20 protein-coding genes and 1 tRNA gene are annotated in these 23,893 nt (G+C 70.3%); 7 read left to right on the top strand and 14 right to left on the bottom strand.

Annotated elements, in window-relative coordinates; translation table 11 throughout:
• Positions 1–6: 6 nt before the first annotated feature.
• The gene (locus tag IE209_RS14140) at positions 7–2,814 is read left to right on the top strand and encodes an endo-1,4-beta-xylanase (RefSeq protein WP_189687594.1); all 2,808 of its coding nucleotides are present in this window, start codon (positions 7–9) and stop codon (positions 2,812–2,814) included.
• 116 nt (positions 2,815–2,930) lie between these two features.
• On the opposite strand, the gene IE209_RS14135 is transcribed toward IE209_RS14140, so the two are convergent.
• From IE209_RS14135 to IE209_RS14110, 6 genes are all read right to left on the bottom strand, one after another.
• A complete protein-coding gene (locus tag IE209_RS14135; RefSeq protein WP_189687593.1) occupies positions 2,931–4,097 on the bottom strand; it encodes an alpha/beta hydrolase in 1,167 nt (388 codons plus the stop codon).
• On the bottom strand, positions 4,097–4,891 hold the full coding sequence (locus tag IE209_RS14130) for a MipA/OmpV family protein (protein ID WP_189687592.1): 795 nt from the start codon (positions 4,889–4,891) through the stop codon (positions 4,097–4,099). Before IE209_RS14130 ends, IE209_RS14135 begins: the two co-directional genes overlap by 1 nt.
• A gap of 98 nt (positions 4,892–4,989) precedes the next feature.
• The gene (locus IE209_RS14125) at positions 4,990–6,003 is read right to left on the bottom strand and encodes an AraC family transcriptional regulator (protein ID WP_229882844.1); all 1,014 of its coding nucleotides are present in this window, start codon (positions 6,001–6,003) and stop codon (positions 4,990–4,992) included.
• A complete protein-coding gene (locus IE209_RS14120) occupies positions 6,000–8,156 on the bottom strand; it encodes a xanthine dehydrogenase family protein molybdopterin-binding subunit (protein ID WP_189687591.1) in 2,157 nt (718 codons plus the stop codon). Before IE209_RS14120 ends, IE209_RS14125 begins: the two co-directional genes overlap by 4 nt.
• Positions 8,153–9,127, bottom strand: a complete 975-nt coding sequence (locus IE209_RS14115) for an FAD binding domain-containing protein (protein WP_189687590.1) — start codon at positions 9,125–9,127, stop codon at positions 8,153–8,155. The genes IE209_RS14120 and IE209_RS14115 overlap by 4 nt, the downstream gene beginning before the upstream one ends.
• Entirely contained in the window at positions 9,124–9,753 is a 630-nt protein-coding gene (locus tag IE209_RS14110; RefSeq protein WP_189687589.1) for a 2Fe-2S iron-sulfur cluster-binding protein, read from the bottom strand. Before IE209_RS14110 ends, IE209_RS14115 begins: the two co-directional genes overlap by 4 nt.
• A gap of 231 nt (positions 9,754–9,984) precedes the next feature.
• Between IE209_RS14110 and IE209_RS14105 the strand changes: the two genes are divergently transcribed.
• Together IE209_RS14105 and IE209_RS14100 are read left to right on the top strand one after the other, a co-directional pair.
• A complete protein-coding gene (locus IE209_RS14105) occupies positions 9,985–10,650 on the top strand; it encodes a response regulator transcription factor (RefSeq protein ID WP_189687588.1) in 666 nt (221 codons plus the stop codon).
• Positions 10,647–12,020 (top strand): ATP-binding protein, encoded by a 1,374-nt coding sequence (locus tag IE209_RS14100; protein ID WP_189687587.1) that lies wholly within the window; start codon positions 10,647–10,649, stop codon positions 12,018–12,020. The genes IE209_RS14105 and IE209_RS14100 overlap by 4 nt, the downstream gene beginning before the upstream one ends.
• Positions 12,021–12,131: 111 nt before the next feature.
• Here IE209_RS14100 and IE209_RS14095 read toward each other — a convergent pair.
• Positions 12,132–12,207: transfer RNA gene (locus tag IE209_RS14095), tRNA-Lys, on the bottom strand.
• A gap of 200 nt (positions 12,208–12,407) precedes the next feature.
• On the opposite strand from IE209_RS14095, the gene IE209_RS14090 reads away from it, so the two are divergent.
• Positions 12,408–13,334, top strand: a complete 927-nt coding sequence (locus IE209_RS14090; protein WP_189687586.1) for a PfkB family carbohydrate kinase — start codon at positions 12,408–12,410, stop codon at positions 13,332–13,334.
• Here the strand turns inward: IE209_RS14090 and IE209_RS14085 are convergent.
• Positions 13,327–14,304 (bottom strand): GMP reductase, encoded by a 978-nt coding sequence (locus IE209_RS14085; RefSeq protein ID WP_189687585.1) that lies wholly within the window; start codon positions 14,302–14,304, stop codon positions 13,327–13,329. The two genes, IE209_RS14090 and IE209_RS14085, sit on opposite strands and share 8 nt — an antisense overlap.
• 162 nt (positions 14,305–14,466) lie before the next feature.
• Between IE209_RS14085 and nudB the strand changes: the two genes are divergently transcribed.
• Together nudB and clsB are read left to right on the top strand one after the other, a co-directional pair.
• Entirely contained in the window at positions 14,467–14,919 is a 453-nt protein-coding gene (gene nudB / locus IE209_RS14080) for a dihydroneopterin triphosphate diphosphatase (RefSeq protein ID WP_189687584.1), read from the top strand.
• Complete coding sequence (gene clsB, locus IE209_RS14075) at positions 14,916–16,121, top strand: cardiolipin synthase ClsB (RefSeq protein WP_189687583.1); 1,206 nt, start codon at positions 14,916–14,918, stop codon at positions 16,119–16,121. The genes nudB and clsB overlap by 4 nt, the downstream gene beginning before the upstream one ends.
• On the opposite strand, the gene IE209_RS14070 is transcribed toward clsB, so the two are convergent.
• Genes IE209_RS14070 through IE209_RS14050 form a run of 5 tightly spaced genes read right to left on the bottom strand, consistent with a single transcriptional unit; the run spans position 16,115 to position 21,562 of the window.
• Positions 16,115–16,834, bottom strand: a complete 720-nt coding sequence (locus tag IE209_RS14070) for a class II aldolase/adducin family protein (RefSeq protein WP_189687582.1) — start codon at positions 16,832–16,834, stop codon at positions 16,115–16,117. The two genes, clsB and IE209_RS14070, sit on opposite strands and share 7 nt — an antisense overlap.
• A gap of 3 nt (positions 16,835–16,837) precedes the next feature.
• Positions 16,838–17,821 (bottom strand): alpha/beta hydrolase, encoded by a 984-nt coding sequence (locus tag IE209_RS14065; protein WP_229882843.1) that lies wholly within the window; start codon positions 17,819–17,821, stop codon positions 16,838–16,840.
• Positions 17,822–17,844: 23 nt separating this feature from the next.
• On the bottom strand, positions 17,845–18,771 hold the full coding sequence (locus IE209_RS14060; protein WP_189687581.1) for a 2-hydroxyacid dehydrogenase: 927 nt from the start codon (positions 18,769–18,771) through the stop codon (positions 17,845–17,847).
• Entirely contained in the window at positions 18,768–19,976 is a 1,209-nt protein-coding gene (locus tag IE209_RS14055) for a serine hydrolase domain-containing protein (RefSeq protein WP_189687580.1), read from the bottom strand. The genes IE209_RS14060 and IE209_RS14055 overlap by 4 nt, the downstream gene beginning before the upstream one ends.
• Positions 19,973–21,562: an ABC transporter substrate-binding protein gene (locus tag IE209_RS14050; RefSeq protein WP_189687579.1), complete on the bottom strand. Its 1,590-nt coding sequence runs from the start codon at positions 21,560–21,562 to the stop codon at positions 19,973–19,975. Before IE209_RS14050 ends, IE209_RS14055 begins: the two co-directional genes overlap by 4 nt.
• A 216-nt stretch (positions 21,563–21,778) precedes the next feature.
• Here IE209_RS14050 and IE209_RS14045 point away from each other — a divergent pair, with 216 nt between their 5' ends.
• Positions 21,779–22,585, top strand: coding sequence for an AraC family transcriptional regulator (locus tag IE209_RS14045; RefSeq protein WP_189687578.1), 807 nt, complete (start codon positions 21,779–21,781; stop codon positions 22,583–22,585).
• Here the strand turns inward: IE209_RS14045 and IE209_RS14040 are convergent, their stop codons facing one another.
• On the bottom strand, positions 22,586–23,887 hold the full coding sequence (locus IE209_RS14040; RefSeq protein ID WP_189687577.1) for an ArgE/DapE family deacylase: 1,302 nt from the start codon (positions 23,885–23,887) through the stop codon (positions 22,586–22,588).
• Positions 23,888–23,893 lie beyond the last annotated feature (6 nt).

Raw genomic sequence — 23,893 nt, 5'->3', positions numbered from 1 at the left:
ACGCGCATGATGTTCAACAGATTCCCACGCAACGCGATCGTCGTTGCCCTGCCCACCCTGTTCGCCGCCGGCGCGGCACTGGCCGCCGACCGGCCGACCAACCCGGCCGACTGGCCGGCCCTCAAGGAGGTCTACAAGAACCACTTCCTGATCGGCACCACAGGGCCCAGTGCCGCCACCTATGCGCCCAACGTGCAGCCCGGCGAGGACTCGGCCTCGGCCATGCGGCGCAAGCACTTCAACGCGGTGACGCCCGAGAACAACCTCAAGCCCCAGTCCATCTGGGGCGGTGGCCGCACCGACGAGAACCCGGGCTTCCTGAACCCGGCCGCCGGCGTCAACACCGACATCGCCGCGGCCAACGCGGCCGGGGTCAAGGTCACCGGGCACGTGCTGATCTGGCACAACCAGTCGCCGACCTGGCCGGCCGCCAACCTGCTGACGCCCGAGGGCCTGTGGGAGACGCCCTGGGACAACGCGACGGCGAAGGCCAACCTGGAGTACTACGTGCGCACGGTGGCGTCGCACTTCGACCAGGAACCGCGCAAGCTGTACGCCTGGGACGTGGTCAACGAGGCCTTCAAGGACAACCCCGACAACCCTTCCGACTGGCGCAACGCGCTGCGCTCGGGCTACAGCCCCGAGGAGCGTCCCGCACGCTGGGCCCAGGCCTATGCCAAGGGCGGCAAGAGCTGGGACTACATGTACGACGCGTACTTCCATGCGCGCCAGAACACCACCGCCCGGCTGGTCTACAACGACTTCAACGACAACGAGCGCGAGTCCAAGGCCAACGCCATCGCGGCCATGGTCAAGGAGTTCAACGAGCGCTATGCGGCCGAGTCGGCGGCGGGCAAGGGCCGCATCCTGCGGGACGCCAATGGCAAGCCCCGGCCGCTGGTCGAGGTCATCGGCACCCAGGGGCACCTGAACATGCGGCTCAACCTGGACGCCTTCGAGCGGACGGTGAAGACCTACCTGGACATCGGCGTGGACGTGGACATCACCGAGCTCGAGGCCGCGCCCGTGCTGGGCCTGGACAAGGGCCAGCGGATCCAGAACGGCCCCGAGATGAACGAGATCTTCATGGCCCAGGGCGTCTACTACGCCAAGATGCTGAACATGCTCAAGGAGTACGCGGTGGGGCCCGCGGGCAAGAACCGCCAGTACCAGGGCGGCGTGCACCGGGTGTCCTGGTGGGGCCTGACGGACCCGGGCTACCACACGAACGGCTACCTGTGGTCCGCCGTCGGCCAGCCCAAGGAAGCCTACTGGGCCGTGGCCAATCCGGACCAGTACCTCGCGGACGCGGGCCTGCCCGCCAGCGGTGTCACGGCCACATTCAAGTACGGTGGCGAGACCTTCAGCGCCAGGACCTGGGGCGGCAAGAACACCCATGCCAAGCTGGACATCCATGTGCCGGCCGGCACGAAGAACGTGAGCTTCACGGCCGACAACATCAGCCTGCCCGCGGGCTACGCGGTCGAGAGCATCACCTACAGCCCGTCGGACTGCGCGGTGGTGCCGGGGCGGCCCTGCCATGTGACGGTGAAGGCCCGCGGCGCCGATCCGGCGCCGGCCTACCAGAGCGTGGGTGTGGAGAACACCGCCACCTACGTGCTGTCCTTCGGCAACATGGCGGTGTCGTGGTTCGAGGACACGGCCTCCCTGCAGGCGCCCTACGCCTTCGCCGAGGTCCGCTTCAGCGACGGTGCGACCAAGCTCAAGCAGCACAAGACGGCCAATGGCCCGGACGGGGTTCTCCGTGCGACCGGCGCCAGCGAAACCAAGGCCGTGCCCAGGCACGGCCGCAGCACGCTGGTCCTCAACCCGCAGGAGCTGATCGCCAACCCGGCCGGCCTGCGTCTGAACAAGGACGCGACGACCACCAAGGCCTGGCGCGTGGCCAACCGCATCGAACCGGGCCGCACTTACATGCTGCTGTCCGCGGATTCGACCTTCCAGGCCGACGGGGAAACCAGGGGCTACGTGCTGACCAACCGCAGCAAGCCCGCGACCACCACATCGAATGCACCGGCAGCACCCGAGTCGCTGTCGCGCACGCCGGTGGTGCTGCGCGGCGACACGCTCGTGCCCCTGCGCAACCCGAACGCACCGCAGGGCGAGCCCGCGCTGGCGCAGGACAACCTCAAGTTCATGCTGGAGGCGGTCAAGAGCCCGGCGGCCGGCCGTTACGACGGGCAGGACGGCTACACCATGGAGAGCTTCATCCATGGCACCAACGTCTATCCCAACGTGATGTTCCGCGGCAACGGGGCGGCCGGCACCGTGGTCGGCGACTATCACGCGCTGATCACGCGGCAACAGAACGGCGCCGAAGGCACGCCGGTCGCCGACCGGGCGCTGGACCAGGCCGTGTGGTTCCACACGCCCATCGACCCGAAGACCGGGCTGACGAAGATGTTCCTCTACACGGGACGCGACGGCAGTGACCAGCACTACGCGCTCAAGGAAGTGGACAGCGGCGACACGCCCAACCGCGACAGCGGCAACGCCATCAGCCAGCGGCAGGCCGCCACCGGCGGCTTCGTCGCGCTGCGCGCGGCCGGCCCGGACAGCGGCACGGCCATGAAGCTGTACGCCTACGACATGAAGCCCTATGTCTATGGCGACGTGGACGGCAACGACGTGGTCGCGTGCCCGGACCTTTCGGCCGCGAAAGCCGCCGTGGGCAAGCGCACGGGGCAGGCCGGCTTCCTCCCCGCTGCCGACGTCGACCAGAACGGTGTCGTCGACATCCGCGACATCTCGGCCATCTCGCGGCTGATTCCGGCAGGCACGACCTGCCCCTGAGGCCCCGCGCTGCCGGCTGGGGCCGGCAGCGGCGGGTCGCCGAAGCGGGCGGCTCCCACCCGGCGATGGGAGCCGGCCTGCGCACTGGGCCGGCATGCCCGGACCTGCGTGGGGTCTCAGTCCGCAGCCGCCATGACCGTGCGGATCACGCCGCCTTGCCAATCGAACCACGGGTTGTAGGTCAGCCGCGCATGCACCTTGCCGGGCTCGCGGTAACCCCATTCGGAATACCACACGGGGTCGCCGGCCAGGCAGCGCGCGCGCTCGATGTGGCCCTGGCCGTTCCAGCAGATGCGCTGGCTGCCCGCGGCGCCGTACAGGGGGTTGTCGGGCGCGAACAGCACGCCCATGTGCGAGAACTGGCTGATCCGCTGTGCGGCGAGCTGGTCCGGGCGCACCAGCACGCGCGCGGGCGTGGCCTGCGGCGCCAGCGCGCCGTACCAGATCATGCGGCTCGCCGGGTGCGTAAAGCGGGTGGCGAAGGTCTGCAGCGCGTGCTGCACGTCGACCACCGAATCGTGCTCGGCCAGGACCAGCGCCGCCGGCTTGTCGAAGACCTGGCGCGCGATCTTCTCGCGCACGGCCACGCTGCTGCGGTAGTACTGGGCGAACGCGTTGGTGGGCACGTTGAGATAGCGCAGCGCCGATTGCTGCGCCTGCACGTCGTCGGGCTGGCGCAGCCAGGTCTTCACCCCTGCCAGCCAGGGCAGCAGCCAGCCGCCCGCCACGCCGGCCTTCAGCGCCGGCGAGAACAGCAGCAGGCCCTGCACATGGTCGTGCTCCAGCGCGTACTCCAGCGCCAGGTTGGTCCCCGTGGAGAAGCCGCCGAGGTAGACCTGCGGTGCGTCGCGCGCCAGCAGGGTGGCCTGCTCGCGCACCACGCGGCGCCAGTCCTCCAGGTCCACGCCCACCAGGTCTTCCGGCCTGGTGGCATGGCCGGGCAGCAGTGCAGTGCGCACTAGGTAGCCCTGCGCCGCCAGCATGGCGCCGATGTCGGTGAACGACCATGGCGAATCGCCCAGCCCGTGCACGAGCAGCACGCCGCGCGTCGCCGCTCCCGCAGGGCGCCATTCGCGCGGGGCGTTCCAGTCCAGCTCGTCGGCCGGGCTGGCCGTCTGGAAGGCGCGCCGCCCCGCGATCCAGGCGCGCGTCTCGTGCACGTAGGCATCGAAGCTGGCCTGACCGGTCGGCGCACCGGACCCGGGCCCGGGGGGCGATGCGCAGGCCATGGCCAGGGCCGCCGCCGCCAGCGCAGCCAACAGACCGCATCGGGACGCGCGCATCAGAAGCGGTACAGGTAGCCGAGACGCACGCCGGTCACGTTGGAGCGGTCGACCAGCGGACTGTCCTCGATGCCGCTGCCCAGGCGCGTGGCGCTCACGTCCAGGAACAGGCTTTGCCGCGGCGCCAGCGTGTAGTCCACACGCAGGCCCAGTTCCAGGTTGGTGGTGGACTCGCCGCGGTGTACGGGGCGGCCCAGGCGGGCCTCGGACGCCCGCACGCCGTAGTAATAGTCCACGTACTTGTCGTCCATCCAGTGCGCTGCCACGCGCGGCGTGAAGGCGAAGGCGCCGCGCTGCAGTCGCCGCTCCAGCTGCACACGGAACTGCGTGCCCTCGCTGTGGCCCGAGGCATCGCCCAGCACTTCGCCGGACAGCGTGCCGAACGCGGCACGCCAGCTGACGGTGCCGCCGAGCCACAGGCTGTCCTTGCGCTCCTGCATGCCGAAGAGGAAGGGCGAGTCGCCGGCGTCGTAGCCGTCCAGCGCATAGCGCGCGCGCACGCTGAAATGGAGCGGTCCGTAGGAAGGCAGCTTGATGTCGGCGCGCGTGCCCAGCAGGCTCACGTAGCGGTTCTCGAACATGAGCAGCGGCAGCGCGCGGGCCTTGTCGTCGAAGTCGCGGTAGGGTCTGCGCTCGTAGCCGACGCCGATGCCCAGGCCCCACTGCGCTGCGCCGCCGCTGTCGTCCGTGGGGGCCTGCGCCAAGGCTGGGGCGGCGCCGAGGGCGCACAGGGCGGCGCCGGCAGCGGTGCCAAGGAAGCGGGCGCGGCGGCCGCGGGCGGAGATCGGGTCCATGCAGAAATCCTGGGAGTGGGTGGTGGCCCCATCCTGCGCCGGTGCGATGAAGCGCCGTTTAGAAGTTTTAAGAATTCATGGGCGGCGTGCCAGGTCGCTCAGGCGGCACGCAGCAGGCGCGCGTCGCGCAGCGGGCTGTTGCCGAAGGCGCGCGTGTACTCGCGGTTGAACTGCGAGGCGCTCTGGTAACCGACCTCGCGCGCCGCATGCTCCGCGCTGCACGCCTGCGTGACCAACAGCCGGCGCGCCTCCAGCAGGCGCAGCTGCTTTTGGTACTGCAGCGGACTCATGCGTGTGACGGCACGGAAATGCGCGTTCAAGGACGAGCGGCTCATGTGGCCCGCCCGGGCCACGTCGTCCATGTCCAGCGGCTCGCGGTAGTGCCGGCGCAGCCAGTCGATGGCCAGGCCGATGCGCTGCGACTGGGTGCCCGGCGTCACGAGCTGCGCGAGCTTCCAGCCGTCGTCGGCGGCCAGCAGCCAGTACATGATCTCGCGGTGCACCAGCGGCGCGAGGTGGGGGATGTGCTGCGGTGTGTCCAGCAGCCGGCACAGGCGCAGCACCGCATCGAGCAATTGGTCGCCCGTGTACGCGGCGTAGATGCCGCGCGGCACGTTGCCGTCCCGGTGGCGCTCGCCCTTTGCCGTGCCACGCTCGGCCAGCAACGAGGCCAGCAGCGCGGGATCCAGGTCGATCCAGATGCACAGGTAGGGCCGGCGCGGCGACGCCTCGACGATCTGCCCCGCCACCGGGATGTGGTGCGCGGCGACCACGTGGTGGGCCGGGTCGTACTCGACCAGCCCATCGCCCACCTGCAATTGCTTGCGTCCCTGCGCGAGCAGGCACACGGCCGGCTCGTACATCACATGGGTGAGGGCCGACGGTGCGCTCGCACGGATCAGGCGCAGCTTGGGGATCGGCGTGGCATGCACACCGTCGTGCGGTGCGAATGCCTCGGCCCAGCGCGCCAGTTCGGCCAGGCAGGCCGCACGCCGCAGCGGGTCGCCGCCGGTGCGGGCAGGAGATGGCAGGTCCGGCATCAGAAAAGCATAGCAGTCGGCCAGGCGGTCGGGCGAGCGGGCCAGGGCCTGGGTGGTCGCGGCGGTGGTCATGCGGCGCTCCCTGCACCGGGCACGCCCGGCTGTTCGAGCGAGGCCATCAGCAGCCGATCGGGCGTGACCGGGAAGCTGCGCACCCGCACGCCGGTGGCGTGGAAGATGGCATTGGCCACGGCCGCACCGCTGCCGCACACACCGAGCTCGCCCACACCCTTGATGCCCATGGCATTGGCCTCGCCGTCGAAATCGTCCAGCAGCACGGCGTCGATGGCGGGCACGTCGGCATGGGTGGGCACCAGGTACTCGCCCAAGTCGCCGTTGACCATGTGGCCGTGCCGCGCGTCCAGGTGGCCGGCCTCGTGCAGGGCCGAGCCGATGCCCCAGACCATGCCGCCGATCAGCTGCGAGCGCGCCGTCTTGGGATTGAGGATGCGTCCGGCCGCGAACACGCCCAGCATGCGGCGCACGCGGACCTCGCACGTGTCCACGTCCACGCCGACCTCGGCGAAGGTGGCGCCGTAGGTGTGCTGGGAGAACATGCGGTAGCGCGGATCGTCGCCCTGCCCCACGATGCTGCCCTCGGCCTGCAGCCCGGCAGGATAGGGCTGCTGGCCCGCACCAGGCGCGCGGCCGGCGGCACGCGCCTTGACCTTCAGCGCCTCGCAGGCGCGCTGCAAGGCCACGCTGGTGTTGGCCGCGCCCCAGGAGCCGCCCGAGCCGGCGCTGACCGGCAGGTCGCTGCGCGCCAGCTGCACCTCGATCCCCGCGAGCGGCACCGCCAGGCTCTCGGCCGCCACCTGTGCGAGGATGGTCGCGGTGCCGGTGCCGATGTCCGTCATGTCGGAGAGCACCTGGATGCGCCCGTCCTCGCCCACCCGCACGACCACGCGCGTGGCCCCCTGGAAGTGGATGCGGATGGCCGATGCCACGCCCCATCCCACCTGCCAGCGGCCATCGCGCTGCGTGCCGGGCCGCGCCGGCCGGCGCGCCCAGCCGAAGCGCTCGGCGCCGGCGACCAGGCAGTCGGCCAGCTTGCGGCCGGACAGCGGGACGCCGCGTTCCGGGTCCGTGGCCGTGTCGTTGCGCAGGCGCAGCGCCACCGGGTCCATGCCCAGTTCCATGGCCAGCTCGTCCATGGCCGTCTCGACCGCCAGCAGCCCGGGCAGCTCGCCGGGCCCGCGCACCGGCTCGGGCAGGACGCGGTCCAGCACCACCACGCGGTGGGCGGTGGCGCGGTGCGGTGCGGCATACAGCGCGCGGGTCACGGTGGCCGTCTGCTCGGTGAACTCCTCGCCCGGACTGCCCTGCATGCGCACATGGTGGGCGATGCCGGTGAGCCTGCCGTCGCGCGTGGCGGCCAGCCGCACGCGCTGCACGGTCTCGGGACGCCCGCCGACCATGCTCGCCATCTGCCGCCGCGACAAGGCCACACGCACCGGCCGTTGCAGGGCCCGCGCGGCCAACGCTGCGCCGACGATCTCCGCGTGCAGCGACAGCTTGGACCCGAAGCCGCCGCCCACGAAGGTCGCGTCGAGGTGCACGTCGTGCAGCGGCATCTGCAGCGTTGCGGCGATGGCCTGGCGCGTGGTGACGATGCGCTGCAGGCTGGTCCACACGTGCAGCTGGCCGTTGCGCCAGGACGCGATGCAGGCGTGCGGCTCCATGGCATGGGCCATCTGGTAGGACGTGCGGTAGCTGCGGTCCACCACCACGGGCGCTGCCGCCATGGCACGGTCCACGTCGCCGGCGGCCGTGTCGGTGGCAAAGCCGGCGTTGGCGCGGGCCGGGGCGTAGCCTTCCTGGTCCTGCAGCGCGAAGCGGCCCGGCTCGCTGGCGTAGTCGATCCGCAGCAGCAGCGCCGCGGCCTGGGCCTGCTCCAGCGTCTCGGCCACGACCAGCGCCACGGCTTGGCCGGCGTGGTGCACGGTGCCGTCGGCGAACAGCGGCCGGGCGCGCGCGAACTGCGAGGCCACGCTGGTGTCCAGGGCGCCCTGGGCGGGCGCGTTGCGGTGCGTCATCACCAGCACGACACCCGGGGCACGCTCGGCCCGTGCCGTGTCGATGCCGACGATGCGGCCACGGCCGACCGCCGCGCCCACCAGCACGCCGGTGAGCGTGGCACCGGCCTCGCGCCGGTCCAGCGTGTAGCGCGCGCGGCCGGTGACCTTGAGCGGGCCGTCCGCGCGATCGATGGGCTGGCCGATCATGGCAGCACCTCGGCGGCCTGGGCGAGGCTGGCCTGCAGCACGCGCGGCACCAGCGCCATCTTGTAGGCGTTGTGGGCGGTGGGGCGCGCGCCCTGCAGCACGGCATCGGCGATCGCGCCGGCCGACGCGCCCTCCCCCAGCCGTTCGGCCGCTTCCACGCGCCAGGGCGCCGGCGCCAGCCCGCCGAAGGCCAGGCGCTGGGGCACCAGCCGGCCGCCCCGCCGCTGTGCGACCAGCGCGATGGACACGTTGGCGAAGGCGTAGGAGGCGCGGTCACGCACCTTGCGGTAGACGTGCACGCCGCCCAAGGGCGCGGGCAGCGTGACGGCGGTGATGAGCTCGTCCGCAGCGAGGATGGTGTCCCGGTGCGGCGTGTCACCCGGTGGCGCATGGAGTTGGGCGATGGGGATCGTCCGCGTGCGGCCCGAGGCGTCGACGGTCTCGATCTGCGCGTCGAGCGCGCGCAGCGCGACCGCCATGTCCGACGGATGGGTGGCGATGCAATGCGCGCTGGTGCCGAGGATGGCGTGGTGGCGCGTTTCGCCGCCCATGGCCGCGCAGCCGCTGCCCGGCGTGCGCTTGTTGCAGGGCATGGCGAGATCGCTGAAGTAGGGGCAGCGCGTGCGCTGCAGGAGGTTGCCGGCCGTCGTGGCCTTGTTGCGCAGCTGGCCCGAGGCGCCGGCCACCAGCGCGCGGCTCAGCACGGCGTAGCCGCGGCGCACGCGCGCGTCGGCGGCCAGGTCGGTGTTGCGCACCAGCGCGCCGATGCGCAGGCCACCATCCGGCGTGGCCGCGATGGCGTCCAGGCCGATGCGGTTGACGTCGACGAGGTGGGTCGGGGTCTCCACGTGCAGCTTCATGAGGTCCAGCAAGTTGGTGCCGCCCGCGATGAAGCGCGCGCCAGGCACCGCGGCCACGGCCGCCGCGGCTTCGCGGGCGCTGCTCACGCGTTGGTAGGTGAAGGGGGTCATGCAGGCGCTCCTGCGACCTCGCGGATCGCCGCGATGATGTTGGGGTAGGCGGCGCAGCGGCATAGGTTGCCGCTCATGCGCTCGCGCAGCTCGGCGTCGGAGGGCACGACGCGCATGAGGTCGGCGGTGGCATGGCTGGGCACACCGCTGCGCAGCTCCTGCAGCATCGCGACGGAAGAGCAGATCTGCCCCGGCGTGCAGAAGCCGCACTGGAAGCCGTCGTGCCGCACGAATGCGGCCTGCATCGGGTGCAGCTGGCCGGGCGCGCCCAGGCCTTCGATGGTGGTGACGGAGTCGCCCTCGTGCATGACCGCCAACGACAGGCAGCTGTTGATGCGCCGCCCGTTGACCAGCACCGTGCACGCGCCGCACTGGCCATGGTCGCAGCCCTTCTTGGTGCCGGTGAGATCGAGCCGGTCGCGCAGCGCGTCCAGCAGCGTGGTGCGCGGGTCCAGCGCCAGCTCGTGCGCCGTGCCGTTCACGCGCAGACGCACGGTGGCGGCGGTGGCCGCCTGGGGCGGGTCGGAGGCTTGGGCGAGCGAGGACGCTGGCAATGCCGCTGCAGCACTGCTGGCCAGGAAGCCGCGGCGCGAGCAGGCCGGGCCGTGGGCGGCCGGCTCCGTCATGGGTGTGGAACATGGTGTGTGCATGGCTGCGAATCGTCGCAGCGGCCCCGGCGCAGCGGTTGCCCGATCGCGCGGGTGTCTTGCCTGATCCGCCAGAAAGCCGATGCCTTGCCAGCGGCAGCGGCAGGCTGCGCGACAGCGGGGACGCGGCGACGGCAGGCCGGCGGCTCTTCATCGCCTCTTCATCGCGCCGGACCACAATCGGTCATCGATCACCAGAACATTGGGACCATGCACCTGCTGCTTGTGGAAGACGACGCCATGCTCGCCGATGCGGTGTGCGAAGGTGCGCGCCAGAACGCCTGGCAGATCGACCACGTGGGCGATGCGGCCGGCGCGCGTCTGGCGCTGGTCGACCACGCCTACTCCGCGGTGCTGCTGGACATCGGCCTGCCCGGGGCCTCGGGTCTGTCGGTGCTCAAGGCCATGCGCGGTAGCTACGACGTGACGCCCGTCCTGATGCTCACGGCCCGCGGCCAGCTGAGCGAACGCATCCAGGGGCTGGACGCCGGAGCGGACGACTATCTCGTCAAGCCGTTCCAGGTCGACGAGCTGTGGGCGCGGGTGCGCGCCGTCATTCGCCGCAGCCAGGGGCGCGTGGTTCCCGTCTTCACCTTCCGCGACATCCAGCTCGACCGCAGCAAGCGCCTGGTGACGCGCGCGGGCAAGCGCGTGTCGCTGAGCGCCCATGAGTACCGCACGTTGCTGGCCTTGCTCGAGCGGCCGGGCCATGTGGTCACACGCGCCCATCTGGAAGATGTGGTCTACGGCAGCAGCGGCAGCATCGAGAGCAACACGATCGCGGTGTTCATCTACCAGCTGCGCCGCAAGCTGGGCGAAGACCTCATCACCACCCTGCACGGCCATGGCTACATGATCGGCGAGGCCCTGCCGTGAACTCCTTGCAGGGCCACGTGCTGCGCGTCCTGGGCGGCACGGTCCTGCTGAGCTGGATGCTGGCGTTGGTGGCGCTGTGGTTCCTGCTGCAGCACAGCGAGACCAGCATCGCCGACAACGGGCTCAGGAACTTCGCCACGCGCATCCTGCAGGCCATTCCCCAGCGGGATGCGCTGGCGCCCGGGCCCGGGACATCGCCCAAGCCATCGGCGCTGCCCGACGATCCACTGCTCGCGTTCCAGGTGTGGGCAGACCGGTCGGTGCTCGTTGCCCACACACCGGGTGCGCCGGCTTCTGCGCTCAAGCCGGACTTTGCCGACGGCTTCGCCAGCCTGCTGGTCGGCGGCCAGCGCTGGCGTGTCTACTCGGTGTCCGACAGCGCCGGGCGCAAGTTCGTGCAGGTGGGCCGCTTGCACAGCGAACTCGATGCCGAACTGCAGCGCAAGGCGCTGACCGTGGTCGGCGTCCTGACGACGGTGGTCTGCGCCATCGGCATGCTGACCTTCCTGGCGGTGCGCCGGTCGCTTCGGCCCGTCGCGGATCTGGAAGCAACACTGCGGCGCCGGGCCAGGTTCGATCTCACCCCGCTGCCGGCGACGGCCCTGCCGACCGAACTGCAACCGCTGGTGGAGTCGTTCAACCACGTCCTGGCGCAACTGGACGTGGCGATCGAAGGCGAACGCCGTTTCATCGGCGACGCAGCCCACGAGCTGCGCACCCCGCTGGCCGCGCTGCAGGCGCAGGCGCACGTCGCCCTGCATGCGCGGACAACCGCGGAAAAAGACGCCGCATTGGTCAAACTGATCGCTGTCGCCGAGCGCAGCACACGTCTTTCGGAACAGCTGCTCGACCTCGCGCGCCTGAACGCCGGTGAACATGCGCCGCAGCGCGAAAGGGCCGATCTCAGCGAACTCGTCCTGCACGTGGCGCGCGAGTTCGAAATCTTCGCCCAGACCCACCAGCGCACCCTGGCGCTGGACCTTGCCCCCGCTGGCATCGACTGCAACATCGATGAGATCGGCATCCTGTTGCGCAACCTGGTGGACAACGCACTGCGCTACACGCCCCAGGGCGGCCGCGTGCGCATCCGCTGCGGCAGCATGGACACGGGCGCTGGCCCGGCGGGCTATGTGGAGGTGGCGGACGACGGGCCTGGCGTTCCCGCCGCCGAGCGCGAAGCGATCTTCCATCGCTTCCACCGCGTGCCGGGCAACGGCACGCGCGGCAGCGGCATCGGCCTGTCCCTGGTGGCCGGGATCGCGCGGCTGCATGAGGCCACGGTCCTCACCGGCACGGGCATCGACGGCCTGGGCTTCAGCGTGCGGGTGCAGTTCCCTGCGGCCTCCTTGCCGGTGGCCGCGCCGCCTTGACGGCGTGCACCGGGGCGACGGCGTTTGCAGCCAGCTGCGCCAAAGGATCGGGACGCAAAGAAAAAGCGCCCAGGTCCTTCGACCTGAGCGCTTGATCTACCAAATTGAATTTGGTGGGCCCTGAGTGACTCGAACACTCGACCTACGGATTAAGAGTCCGCTGCTCTACCAACTGAGCTAAGAGCCCGATGTCTTGTGCTGCCGGCCGGCTTTCGGGGCCAACCGTCTTCGCAATCATCGCCGGGTATTTGCAAGTAACCTTGTGTTCCCCGGAAGCCCTAGACTATAACCTACTTTTTGTGGACGGCGCAAGATTTTTCATATTTTTTGGCGCCAGGGGGCCACTAAGATGAGCGCACCGCCAGCCACAAGAAGAAGGACCACACCATGCGCACATCCGGCCCGTGGACACTTTGCACGGTGGGCCACGCCGCACTGGACCACTGCTTCTCCATCGCGGACTTCCCCCCTGCGCCGACCAAGACGCCAGCACGGCATTACCAGGCGATCTCCGGCGGCATGGCGGCCAACGCCTCGATCGCGGCCGTGCGCCTGGGGGCGACGGTGCGCCTGCATGGTGCGATCGGTGACGACGATGCCGGCGACTTCCTGGTGCGGTGCCTGAGCGCGTCCGGCGTGGACTGCCGGCAATTGCAGCGCGTGGCCGGCGCGGCCTCCTCGGTGTCGGCCGTGGTCATCGACGCACGCGGCGAACGCCAGATCTTCAACCACCGCGGCGATGCCCTCGCGCGCGCTGCCGCACTCGACACCGGCGTGCTGGCCGGCTGCGACGTGCTGATGGCCGACCCGCGCTGGATGCCCGGCGCACTGGCCGCCCTGCGCTGGGCACGGCAGGCCGGCGTGCCTTCACTGCTCGATGGCGATCTGTCGCCCACGGAGGACCTGCAGGCCTTGGCCGCGCTGGCCGACTGGGCCGTGTTCTCTGAATCGGGCCTGGCGGCCTTTGCGCCGCAGGCGACGCTGGCCGATGGCCTGGGTGCCGCGCTCGCATCGGGCGCCCAGTTGGCGGCCGTGACCTTGGGCGCGCGCGGCGTGCGCTGGCAACGGCCGGGCGGCCCGGTGAGAAGCCTGCCGGCCTTCCCCGTGCAGGCCGTGGACACCAACGGCGCGGGCGACGTGTTCCATGCCGCGCTGGCCATGGCCATGGCGCGCAGCCTGCCCGACGAGGACGCGATGCGCTTCGCCTGCGCTGCGGCCGCGCTCAAGTGCCAGCGCCCGGGCGGCGTGGCCCATGGGCCGGACTGCGCGGAGGTCGAGCAGTTGCTCGCCGCGCAGGCCCCTGCCCTCACATGAGCAGGTGCTCGCCGGCGTTGTCGCCGCCCAGGATCACGTAGTTCACCTTGCGGATGTCGGCGAGCCTCTTGCCGCCGGCGTAGCTGATGGAGCTTTGCACGTCCTGTTCCATCTCGATCAGCGTGTCGGCCAGCCGGCCCTTGATCGGTTCCAGGATGCGCTTGCCTTCGACATGGCGGTACTCGCCCTTGTTGAAGTCGCTGGCCGAGCCGTAGTACTCCTTGAACAGCTTGCCGTCGACCTCCACGGTCTGGCCCGGCGACTCTTCATGGCCGGCGAACAGCGAGCCGATCATGACCATGGAGGCGCCGAAGCGGATGCTTTTGGCGATGTCGCCATGGTCGCGGATGCCGCCGTCGGCAATGATGGGCTTGGTCGCCACGCGCGCGCACCACTTGAGCGCCGACAGTTGCCAGCCGCCCGTGCCGAAGCCGGTCTTGAGCTTGGTGATGCAGACTTTGCCGGGACCGATGCCGACCTTGGTCGCGTCCGCGCCCCAGTTCTCCAGGTCGATCACGGCCTCGGGCGTGCCCACGTTGCCCGCGATCACGAAGGATTCGGGCAGCTTGTCCTTGAGGTAGGCGATCATGTTCTTCACGCTGTCGGCATGGCCGTGCGCAATGTCGATGGTCACGTACTCGGGCGCCAGGCCCTGGGCGACCAGCTGGTCCACGGTGTCGTAGTCCGGCTTCTTCACGCCCAGCGAGATCGAGGCGAAGGTGCCCTGGTCCTTCATGCGGCGCACGAAGGCCACGTTGTCCAGGTCGAAGCGGTGCATCACGTAGAAGTAGCCGTGCTGCGCCAGCCACAGGCAGGTGGCCTCGTCCACCACCGTCTTCATGTTGGCCGGCACCACCGGCAGGCGGAAGCTGCGCGAACCCAGCGTGGTGCTGGCGTCGCATTCGGAGCGGCTCTCCACGCGGCACTTGCGCGGCAGCAAAAGGATGTTGTCGTAGTCGAAGATTTCCATGGCAATCCAGCTTTCATCAATGCTTGAACAAGATTGAGCGCTTGGACTGGTCCGGCTTGCCGTCGATGCAGACAACAAAAAACCGGGTGCCAATAACTTGGGCCCGGTGACTGATTCTAGCCGCGCGGGTATCCCCATGCAGCGTCCTAGAATCCCGCCGCCATGTCCCGCCCCTACAAGATCCCGCAGTCGGTCCTGGTCGTGATCCACACGCCTGCGCTCGAGGTGCTGCTGATCCGGCGCGCCGATGCGCAGGAACACTGGCAGTCCGTCACGGGCAGCAAGGACACCGAGGCCGAAGACCTGCGCGATACCGCGGTGCGTGAGGTGTTCGAGGAAACCGGCATTGCCTGCGGCGCGGGCCTGGTGGACTGGCAGCTGGAGAACGTCTACGCCATCTGGCCGCAGTGGCTGCACCGCTATGCACCGGGCGTGCGGCACAACACCGAGCACCTGTTCAGCCTTGCCGTGCCGGCCGGCACGCCAGTGCGGCTGCACGCGCGCGAGCACACGGCCTTCCAGTGGCTGCCCTGGCAGGCCGCGGCCGACGCCTGCTTCTCGCCGTCCAACGCCGAGGCCATCCTGATGCTGCCGCGCTTCGCGGCCCGGGCATGACGCGTGCGGCGGCCCGCCCGCAGGGCGGCCACGAACTGCTGTTGCTGGAAGGCACGCGCGAGTTCTTTCCCGCGCTGATCGCGGCCATGGACGCGGCGCAGACGCTGGTCCATTTCGAGACCTACATCTTCGACTTCACGGGCAGTGGCGCCGAGCTCGCCGAAGCCTTGCTGCGCGCTGCGCGCCGTGGCGTGCAGACCTGCGTGGCCGTGGACGGACTGGGCACGGGCACGGTCCCCGCCGAATGGCAGCAGCGCTTCACCGAGGCCGGCCTGCACTGGCGCGTGTACTCGCCCGTCAACGCGCTGGCCTTGCTGCTGCCCACGCGCTGGCGCAGGCTGCACCGCAAGCTCTGCGTGGTCGATGGCCACGTGGCCTTTTGCGGTGGCATCAACGTGCTGGACGACTTCCATGACCCCAGCTGGGGCCGGCTGGAGGCGCCGCGCCTGGACTTCGCCGTGCGCGTGACGGGGCCGCTCGTGGCCGACGCCCAGCAGACCATGGCCTTGCTGTGGCGCCGGCTGCAGGCCGTGCACGACCTGCGCCGCCGCGAACCGCTGCAAGCCGTGCAAGACCTGCTGCGCGACGGCGGCCAACGCGGCGCAGGCGCCCCGCCCGGCCCCTCCGGCGCGCGCGCCGCCCTGCTGTTGCGCGACAACCTGCGCCACCGCAAGCGCATCGAGCGCGCCTACCTCAAGGCCATCGGCGCGGCCCACCGCGAGGTCGTGATCGCCAACGCCTACTTCATCCCGGGCCGCAAGCTGCGCAACGCACTGGTGCGTGCGGCCCAGCGCGGCGTGCGCGTGCAGCTGCTGCTGCAGGGCCGCTACGAGTACTTCATGCAGTACCACGCCTCGCGGCCCGTCTACGGCCTGCTCATGGACGCCGGCGTGGAGATCCACGAATATGCGCCCAGCTTCCTGCATGCCAAGGTCGCCGTCATCGACGGGCACTGGGCCACGGTGGGCTCGTCCAACCTCGACCCGCTAAGCCTGCTGCTCGCGCGCGAGGCCAATGTGGTCGTCGAAGACAAGGCCTTTGCGCAGCAGCTGCGCGAACGCCTGCTGCGCGCCATGCGCGAGGAAGGCCGGCGCATGGAACCCACCCACCACGGCCGCCGGCCCTGGTTGCAGCGCTGCAAGGAGAACCTGGCCATGTTCGTGATGCGCCTGGCCCTGTTCGTGACGCGCAAGCGCTACTGATCCAGCAGCCGCTTGGCCGCCCGCCATGCCAGCTCGCAGTGCGCCAGGCTGTCGGCGCGCTCGAACTGGCGTGCCGTGCGCTCGCAGACCTCGGGCGGCGGCAGACTCAGTGGCCGGTTGCCGGTCAGCGCCTTGACCTGGGCCTGGCAGGCGCGCTCCAGGAAGTAGATGTTGACGAAGGCCTCGGCGATGCTGCGGCCGGCCGCCAGCAAGCCGTGGTTGCGCAGCACCATGGCGCGGTGCTGGCCCATGCTGGCCACCAGGCGTGCGCGCTCGTCCAGGTCCAGCGCGATGCCTTCGTAGGCGTGGTAGCCGAGCCGGTCGTAGAACTTCAGCGCGTGTTGGGTGATCGGCAACAGCCCGTCCTGTTGGCAGGCCACGGCCATGCCGTCGGCCGTGTGCGTGTGGATGACGCAGGCCAGGTCGTGGCGCGCCATGTGGATGGCCGAATGGATCGTGAAGCCCGCCTGGTTGACCTGCTGCGACGGGTCGTCCGGGCCGTGGACCGCCCGGCCCTCGGGATCGATCGTGACCAGGTCTTCGGGCCGCACCTCGTGGAACAGCACGCCGTAGCGGTTGATCAGGAAGCGGTCGGGCGTGCCCGGGATGCGCGCGCTGATGTGGGTGTCGATCAGGTCCGTCATGCGGAAATGCGCGACCAGGCGGTACAGCGCGGCCAGCTCGTTGCGCGTCGCGGTTTCGGGGTCGCTCATCGATCAGGCCTTGCTGGCCATCCAGCGCACGGTGTCGTCGAAGGCCTCGCCGGCCACCGGCGCGATGGACACCGCCTCCAGGAAGCTGTGCACCGTGCCCTGGTAGACCTTGGACGCCACGTCCACGCCCGCGGCCTGCATCCTGGCCACCATGTCGACGTTGTCGTCGTACAGCGGATCGCATTCGGTGATGACCAGGTAGGCCGGGGGGATGCCGCGCAGGTCGGCCGCGAGCAGGTTCATGCGCGGGTCGTGGAAGTCCTCGGCACGCCGCAGGTAGTTGCGGAAGAACCAGACCATCATGTGCAGCGACAGGCCGTGGTCGCCCGCGCCGTAGCGCACCACCGAGTCGCGGTACAGGTTGGTCGAGAAGCCCGTGTAGTTCAGCACCATGCCGCGGAACACCGCCTCGCCCGCGTCGCGGAAGTGCAGGCAGGTGTTCAGCGCGAGGTTGCCGCCGGCCGAGTCGCCGCCGATGAACAGCTGGGCCGCGTCGAAGCCCAGCGCCGCACCGTGGCCGCGCAGCCAGCGCACGGTGTCGATGCACTCCTCAATGGGCTGCGGAAAGCGCGCCTCGGGCGCCCGCGTGTAGTCGATGCCGACCACGACCATGCCGGCGCGCTGCGCGTATTCGCGCATCAGGCGGTCGTGCGTGTCGTTGCTGAACAGCACGTAGCCGCCGCCGTGGATGTAGATGAAGGCGCCCGGCTGGCGGCGCTCCAACGGCGTGTGGACGCGGATCTGCACCTCGCCGTGGCGCGTGGGGACGGGCAGGTTCTGCGTCTGCGCCATCGCCGGGCCGCCTTTGGCCCAGGGCGCGCGCACCTGCTCGGCGATGTCGCGGCCTTCGGCGATGGACACGGTGTCGCGGCGCGGAAACTTGGCGGCATCGGCCGCCATGCCCAGCACGAACGCGCGCACCTTGGGGTCCAGCGCGGCGGGTTGGGTGCCGTGCATGGCGGCCTTGAATTCGGGATCGATGAGCATCGTGGATCGTCGGGAAAAGAAGTTCAGTAGCCCTGGGTGGAATCGACCTGGTGCTGCAGGGGCCGGCCGGCGCGCAGCCGCGCCACGTTGTCGGCGATCTGGCGCACGACCACGTCGAAGCCGGCCATGGAGGCCATGTGCGGCGTCACGACCACGCCGGGCGCACGCCACAGCGCGTGCTCGGCCGGCAAGGGTTCGGTCTCGAACACGTCGAGCACGGCGCCGCGCAGGTGGCCGCTGTCGAGTGCGGCCAGCAGGTCGTCGGGCACCAGGTGTTCGCCACGGCCGCAGTGGACCAGCGCGGCGCCGGCCGGCAGCGCTGCGAAGCATTCCGCGCCCAGGATGCCGCGCGTGGCGTCGGTCAGGGGGAGCAGGCAGACCAGCACGTCGGTGCGCGCGAGGAAGGGCTGCCGACCTTCCGCGCCACTGAAGGTCTGCACGCCGGCCAGGCTGCGCGGCGTGCGCGACCAGCCGCCCACGGCATAGCCCATGGCCGCCAACCGCTGCGCGACCAGGCCGCCCAGCTCGCCCAGGCCCATGAGGCCCACACGGCAGCCGGACGCCGGCGTCTGCGCATGGCGCTGCCAGTGCGCGCGGCGCTGGTTGGCCAGCGCGCGGTCGAAGTGGCGGTGGAAGTGCAGCACGCCCCACAGCACGTACTGCAGCATGCCCTGGGCCAGCAGCGGGTCGACCACGCGGCAGACCGGCAGGCCACGCAGGTCCTGGCCGGCGACCACGTTGTCCACGCCCGCGGCGATGCTGTGCACCAGGCGCAGATGCGGCATCTGCGCGTAGAGGCCGGGCGGCGTCTGCCAGCACACGGCGACCTCGGCCTGCAGGCAGCGTGGGTCGGGCCAGGTGGCGATGTCCAGGCTGGCGTCCTGCGCCAGCAGCAGCGGGCGCAGGAAGTCCAGGTCGGCCGAGCGGCTCAGCAGCGCCACGCGCGTCATGGGTTGGCCACCAGGTGCTGCGCCAGCGCGTGGTAGGCCGGCAGCGTGGTCGGGTCCAGGTTGGCATTGCCCGCGCCCGGGTGCGAGGCGAAGCGTGCGATCACCATCTCGGCGCTCGGGTCGATGTAGATGCCCTGGCCGTGGATGCCGCGCGCGCAGTAGGCGCCATGCGCGTTGTGCGTGACCCACCACATGGCGCGGTAGCTCCAGCCCGGCAGCAACGCGTAGCCCGCATGGCGGAAGTCCGCGGGGCTGGCGCCGCGCGCGATGTCGGCCACCGCCGCCTGCGGCAGGATGCGCCGGCCGTTGAACACGCCGCCGCAGCGCATCAGTTCGCCGAAGCGGGCCAGGTCGCGCAGCGTGGCGCTCAGCGCGCCGCCCGCGCCGGCCAGGCGCAGCGCGTCCACGCCGAAGTAGGCGTCCTGCTCGGTCCCCATGGGCGCCCAGAGCCGCTCGGACACCAGTTGCTCCAGCGGCAGGCCGGTGGTCTCGCGCAGCACCCAGGCCAGCATCTCGGTGTTGACGGTCTTGTAGGTGAAGCCCTGGCCGTGGGCCCCGCTCGCGCGCACCGTGCGCAGGAAGGCGTGGATGCCGCGCGGCACCGGCACGCCGGGCGCGGCCCGCAGCTGGCCGGCCGCGCGCAGGTAGGCCCAAACGTCGGCATCGGGCCGCGTGTAGTCCTCGTCGTAGTGCAGCGCCGTCGTCATGTCCATGACCTGGCGCAGCGTGGCCGTGGCCCAGGCGCTGCCGTCCAGACCCGGCACGTAGGTGGCGACGGGCGCGGCCGGGTCGAGCCGGCCCTCGGCCACCTCGGCCGCTGCCAGCGTGCCGACCAGCGACTTGGTGACCGACATGCACACATGCGGCAGCTCCGCGCGCAGCGGACCGTCGTAGCGCTCGTAGACGATGCGGCCGCGGTGCAGCACGAGGATGCCGTCCGTGCGGTTGGCTGCGAGCGAGGCGTCCCAGCGCATGGTCTCGCTGCCGCCCAGCGGCGTGAAGCGCACGGCGTCGATGTCGTCGCGCGGCGCGCGCGGCAGCGCGGCGACCGGACCTTCGCCGCGCCAGACATTGGCCGTGGGGATGACGCCGCGCATGCTGCAAAAGCGCTCGCGCACGCGCGGCCAGGACCAGGCCTCGGGATCGTCGGCCAGGTCCGGCGCGCCCATGCGCCAGCCCAGCTCCACGGTGGGCGCCATGCTCATGCCTTGATCGAAACCTGGTCGAAGCTCTCGTGGATGCCGATGGCCGTGGTCACGAGGTTCTGGATGCGCTTGTCGTGGATGGTCGGGAACTCCATCTCCACGAGCCAGGCGATCGGCACGTCTTCCACAAGCTGCTTCTGCATCTGGCTGTACAGCACCTGGCGCTTGGCGTCCTCGGTCTCCAGGGCCGCGGCATCGGCCAGGCGGTCGACCTCGGCGTTGGAGTAGCCCACGGTGTTGGTGAACAGGATCTTGCGGATGTTCGAGCTCACGTAGTTGCGCGTGACGCCCAGGGCCGGGTCGCCGAACTGGTACAGCCAGGACAGGTTCAGGTCGTAGTCCCACTGGCTGATGCGCTGGGTGTAGCTACCGGGGTCGGTGGACTCCAGCGTGACGGCCACGCCGATCTTGGACAGGCACTGGCGGATGTACTCGCACGAGCGCTGCACCATCTCGCCATAGGGCGAGACCGGGAAACGCAGCCGCGCGCGGATGCCCTTGGCGTCGGGCTTGAGGCCCATCTCGTCGAGCAGCGCATTGGCCTTGGCCACGTTGAAGTCGTACTTCTTGACGTCCGGCTCGTAGAACCTGGTCTTGGAGTTGACCGGCCCCGTCGCCACCTTGCCGAAGCCGTAGAGGATGCGGTCCTTGATGAAGTTGCGGTCGATCGCGTGCATGACCGCCTGGCGGAAGCGCTTGTCGTTCATGGGCGCCGTGCGGTTGTTCATCTCCAGCCACATGATGGGCGCGAAGTACTCGTAGCCCTTGGTCGTCATGGCCAGGTTGGACTGCTTGGCGATGCGCTGGGCGTCGAACAGTTCCAGGTCGGTCCACTGCGTGAGCTGCACCGTGCTCTTCTCGATGGCCAGCGCGCGCGAGGCGCCGTCGGGCATCACGCGGTAGATGATGGCGTCCAGGTGCGGCAGGCCGGGCTTGAAGTAGTCCTCGTTGCGCACCAGGTGGATGTGCGAGCCGCGCACCCATTCCTTGAGCTTGTAGGGCCCCGAACCGACGGGGTTCAGGTTGGCCGGGTTCTTGGCCAGGTCGGTGCCCGCGTAGATGTGCTTGGGCATCACGGGCAGGTTGGAGATGTCGAAGGCGCTCAGGAAGGGGCCGAAGGGCGCCTTGAGCTTGAACACCACGGTGTGCGGGCCGGCCGCGGTGATGGACTCGCAGCGCCCGAAGATGTCGCGCGCACGTGGGTGCGTCACGGGCAGGAATTCGCGCGCGGTGTAGACCACGTCCTCGGCCGTCAGCGGCTTGCCGTCGTGCCACCTGGCATTGGGTTCGAGCTGGAAGGTGTAGGTCAGCCCGTCGGGCGAGACCGTCCAGCTCTTCGCGAGGCTGGGCAGCGGCTTCAAGTTGACGTCGTAGGTCAACAGGCTCAGGAAGATCTTGCCCGACACCATCTGCGTGGGCGTGAGCTGGCTCACGGCCAGGTTCAGCATGGGCGGCTCGGGCTGCACGATGGAGTTCAGCGTGCCACCGCGGGTCTGCCCGTGGGCCCGCGTGATGCCCAGCGGAATGTCGGCCAGCCCCATCGCGGCAGCGGCGAGCGCGAACTTGTGGAAATCCCGTTTCTTCATGGTGCGTCCTCGGTGGATGTGCGATCCAGTGTAGGAACGGGTCTGGCGCAGGATTGGCGGGTTTGAGCCAAGTTCTGTTCCGCGCGGGCCATCCGCGCGAAGGCTTGACCGAAGCGCTGGCGCGCAGGCAGCATGCGCGGCCGTGGCACGGAAAATGCACTGCCATTCGCTTTGCCCGGATGACGCCCCCACGATGTTTTGCGGAGCACCACCACCATGCAGGACCTGAGCCGTAGCGACACCTTCCACGCCTACCAGGTCGTGCCGCGGCCGGTCTCGATGATCATCGTGGAGCACGCGCCCGAGCCCTCCTTGATCGTGCCGTCGCATTCGCACCCCAAGGCCCAGCTGGCCGTCGCGGTCAAGGGCATCTTCTCGTTGCACACGGCCGAGGGCGCCTGGCTGGTGCCGCCCAACCGGGCGGTCTGGGTGCCGGGCGGCGTGGTGCACGAGATGCATGCGCGCGGGCAGGCCGTCTCCAACCGCTCGCTCTACATCCAGCCCGACGCCTCGCCCGGCCTGCCGACCGACTGTCGCGTGATCGAGCTGTCGCCGCTCATGCGCCAGCTGATCCTGGAGGCCACGCAGATCCCGCTGCTCTACGACGAGAACGGCCGCGACGGCCGCGTGATGCGGCTGATCCTGGACGAGATCTGCGCCGCGCCCAAGATGCCGCTGCACATCCCGATGCCGCGCGACCCGCGCCTGCTCAAGATCTGCCGCGCACTGCTGGCCGACCCCGGCCAGGGCGGCGACCTGGACGACTGGGCCCGCATCGGCGCCCTGGGCCGGCGCACGCTCACGCGGCTGTTCCGGCAGGAGACCGGCATCACGCTCACGCTGTGGCTGCAGCAGGTGCGGCTCATGGAGGCGTTGACGCGGCTGTCGCTGGGCCAGCCCGTGACCACGGTGGCGCTGGACCTGGGCTACGACAGCCCCAGCGCGTTCACGGCCATGTTCCGCCGCGTGATGGGCAAGACGCCGAGGCACTACCTCGGGCGCCAGGACGCGGCCCTGGACTGATCAGGCGCGCGGGTTCACGCCGCACCAGCGCGCCATGAACACGGCCAGCACGGCCGTGACTTCCATGAGGCTGGCCAGCGACACCCATTCGTCGATGCCGTGGTAGCTCGCGCCCGTGGGTCCGTAGCAGACCGAGGGCGTGTCGCCGTAGAGGTTGAAGAACTTGGCGTCGGTCGTGCCCGTGAACGCGAAGGGCAGCAGCGGCGCGCCGGCGATGTCCTCATGGCATTGCTGCAGCGCCTGGATCACCGGCAGGTCCAGCGGCAGGTCGAAGCCGTCGGCCTGGAAGCCCTCGTAGACCACCTTGTACTGCAGCGCCGCACTGGCCGGGTGGGCGGCGTAGGCGGCGGCCAGCAGCGCCTCGACCTCGGCCTTGACCTGGCCCACCTTGATGTCGGGGTAAAAGCCGATGCGGATGTCGCTGCGGCAGGCCGTGGGCACGGACGAGGCCCATTCGCCGCCTTCGATGCGGCCCAGGTTGAAGTTGACCGGGTGCTGGTTGTGGGCGAAGCAGCGGTAGCGCGCCGAGGGCGCGTTCCAGCGCGCCTCCAGTTCCTTGAGCTTGGAGAACAGGTACATCGAGAAGTCGATGGCGCCCACGCCGGTCTGCGCGACCGAGGCATGCACCGGCTTGCCCAACACCTCGATGCGCAGCCACAGCACGCCCATCTGGCAGGTCGTGATGCCGCCCACGGGCTCGGTGATGATGGCCGCGTCGGCGCGGTAGCCCTCGACCAGGCAGGCCAGCGCCCCGTTGCCCGTGCACTCCTCCTCGATCACGGACTGCAGGTAGACCGGCGCGGCGGGTTCCAGCCCCAGCGCGCGCAGCGCCTTGAAGGCCATGGTGTAGGCCACGAGGCCGGCCTTCATGTCGCAGGCGCCGCGGCCGTACAGCCGGTCGCCGTCGATCCAGGGCTCGAACGGCGGGCGCGACCAGAGCGCCTCGGCCCCGACCGGCACCACGTCGATGTGGCCGTTGAAGATCAGCGAGTTGCCGCGCGTGAGGCCGCGCGGCTGGTGGATGCCGACCACGTTGGTGCGGCCTTCGTAGGAAACGATGGACGGCGAGTAGGCCGGGTGCTGGCGCAGCCGCTCCTCGTCGATCGCGAAGCGGTCCACGCGCAGGTCCAGCGGCTGGAAGGCGCGCTCCATGACGTCCTGCGCGCCCTGTTCGTGGCCCAGCAGCGAGGGCTGGGCGACCAGTTCCTGCAGCATCTGCACGGCATCGCCGCGCAGGGCCCGGGCGGCGGACACGATGGCGGCCTCGTCGGCGCGGGGTTCGGTGGGAAGGTCTCGGTGCATGATGGT

This window comes from Pseudorhodoferax aquiterrae, assembly GCF_014652235.1.
Taxonomy (GTDB): domain Bacteria; phylum Pseudomonadota; class Gammaproteobacteria; order Burkholderiales; family Burkholderiaceae_C; genus Pseudorhodoferax; species Pseudorhodoferax aquiterrae.
Note: the sequence above shows the minus strand (reverse complement) of the source record. Positions and strands in the feature narration are given on the sequence as shown.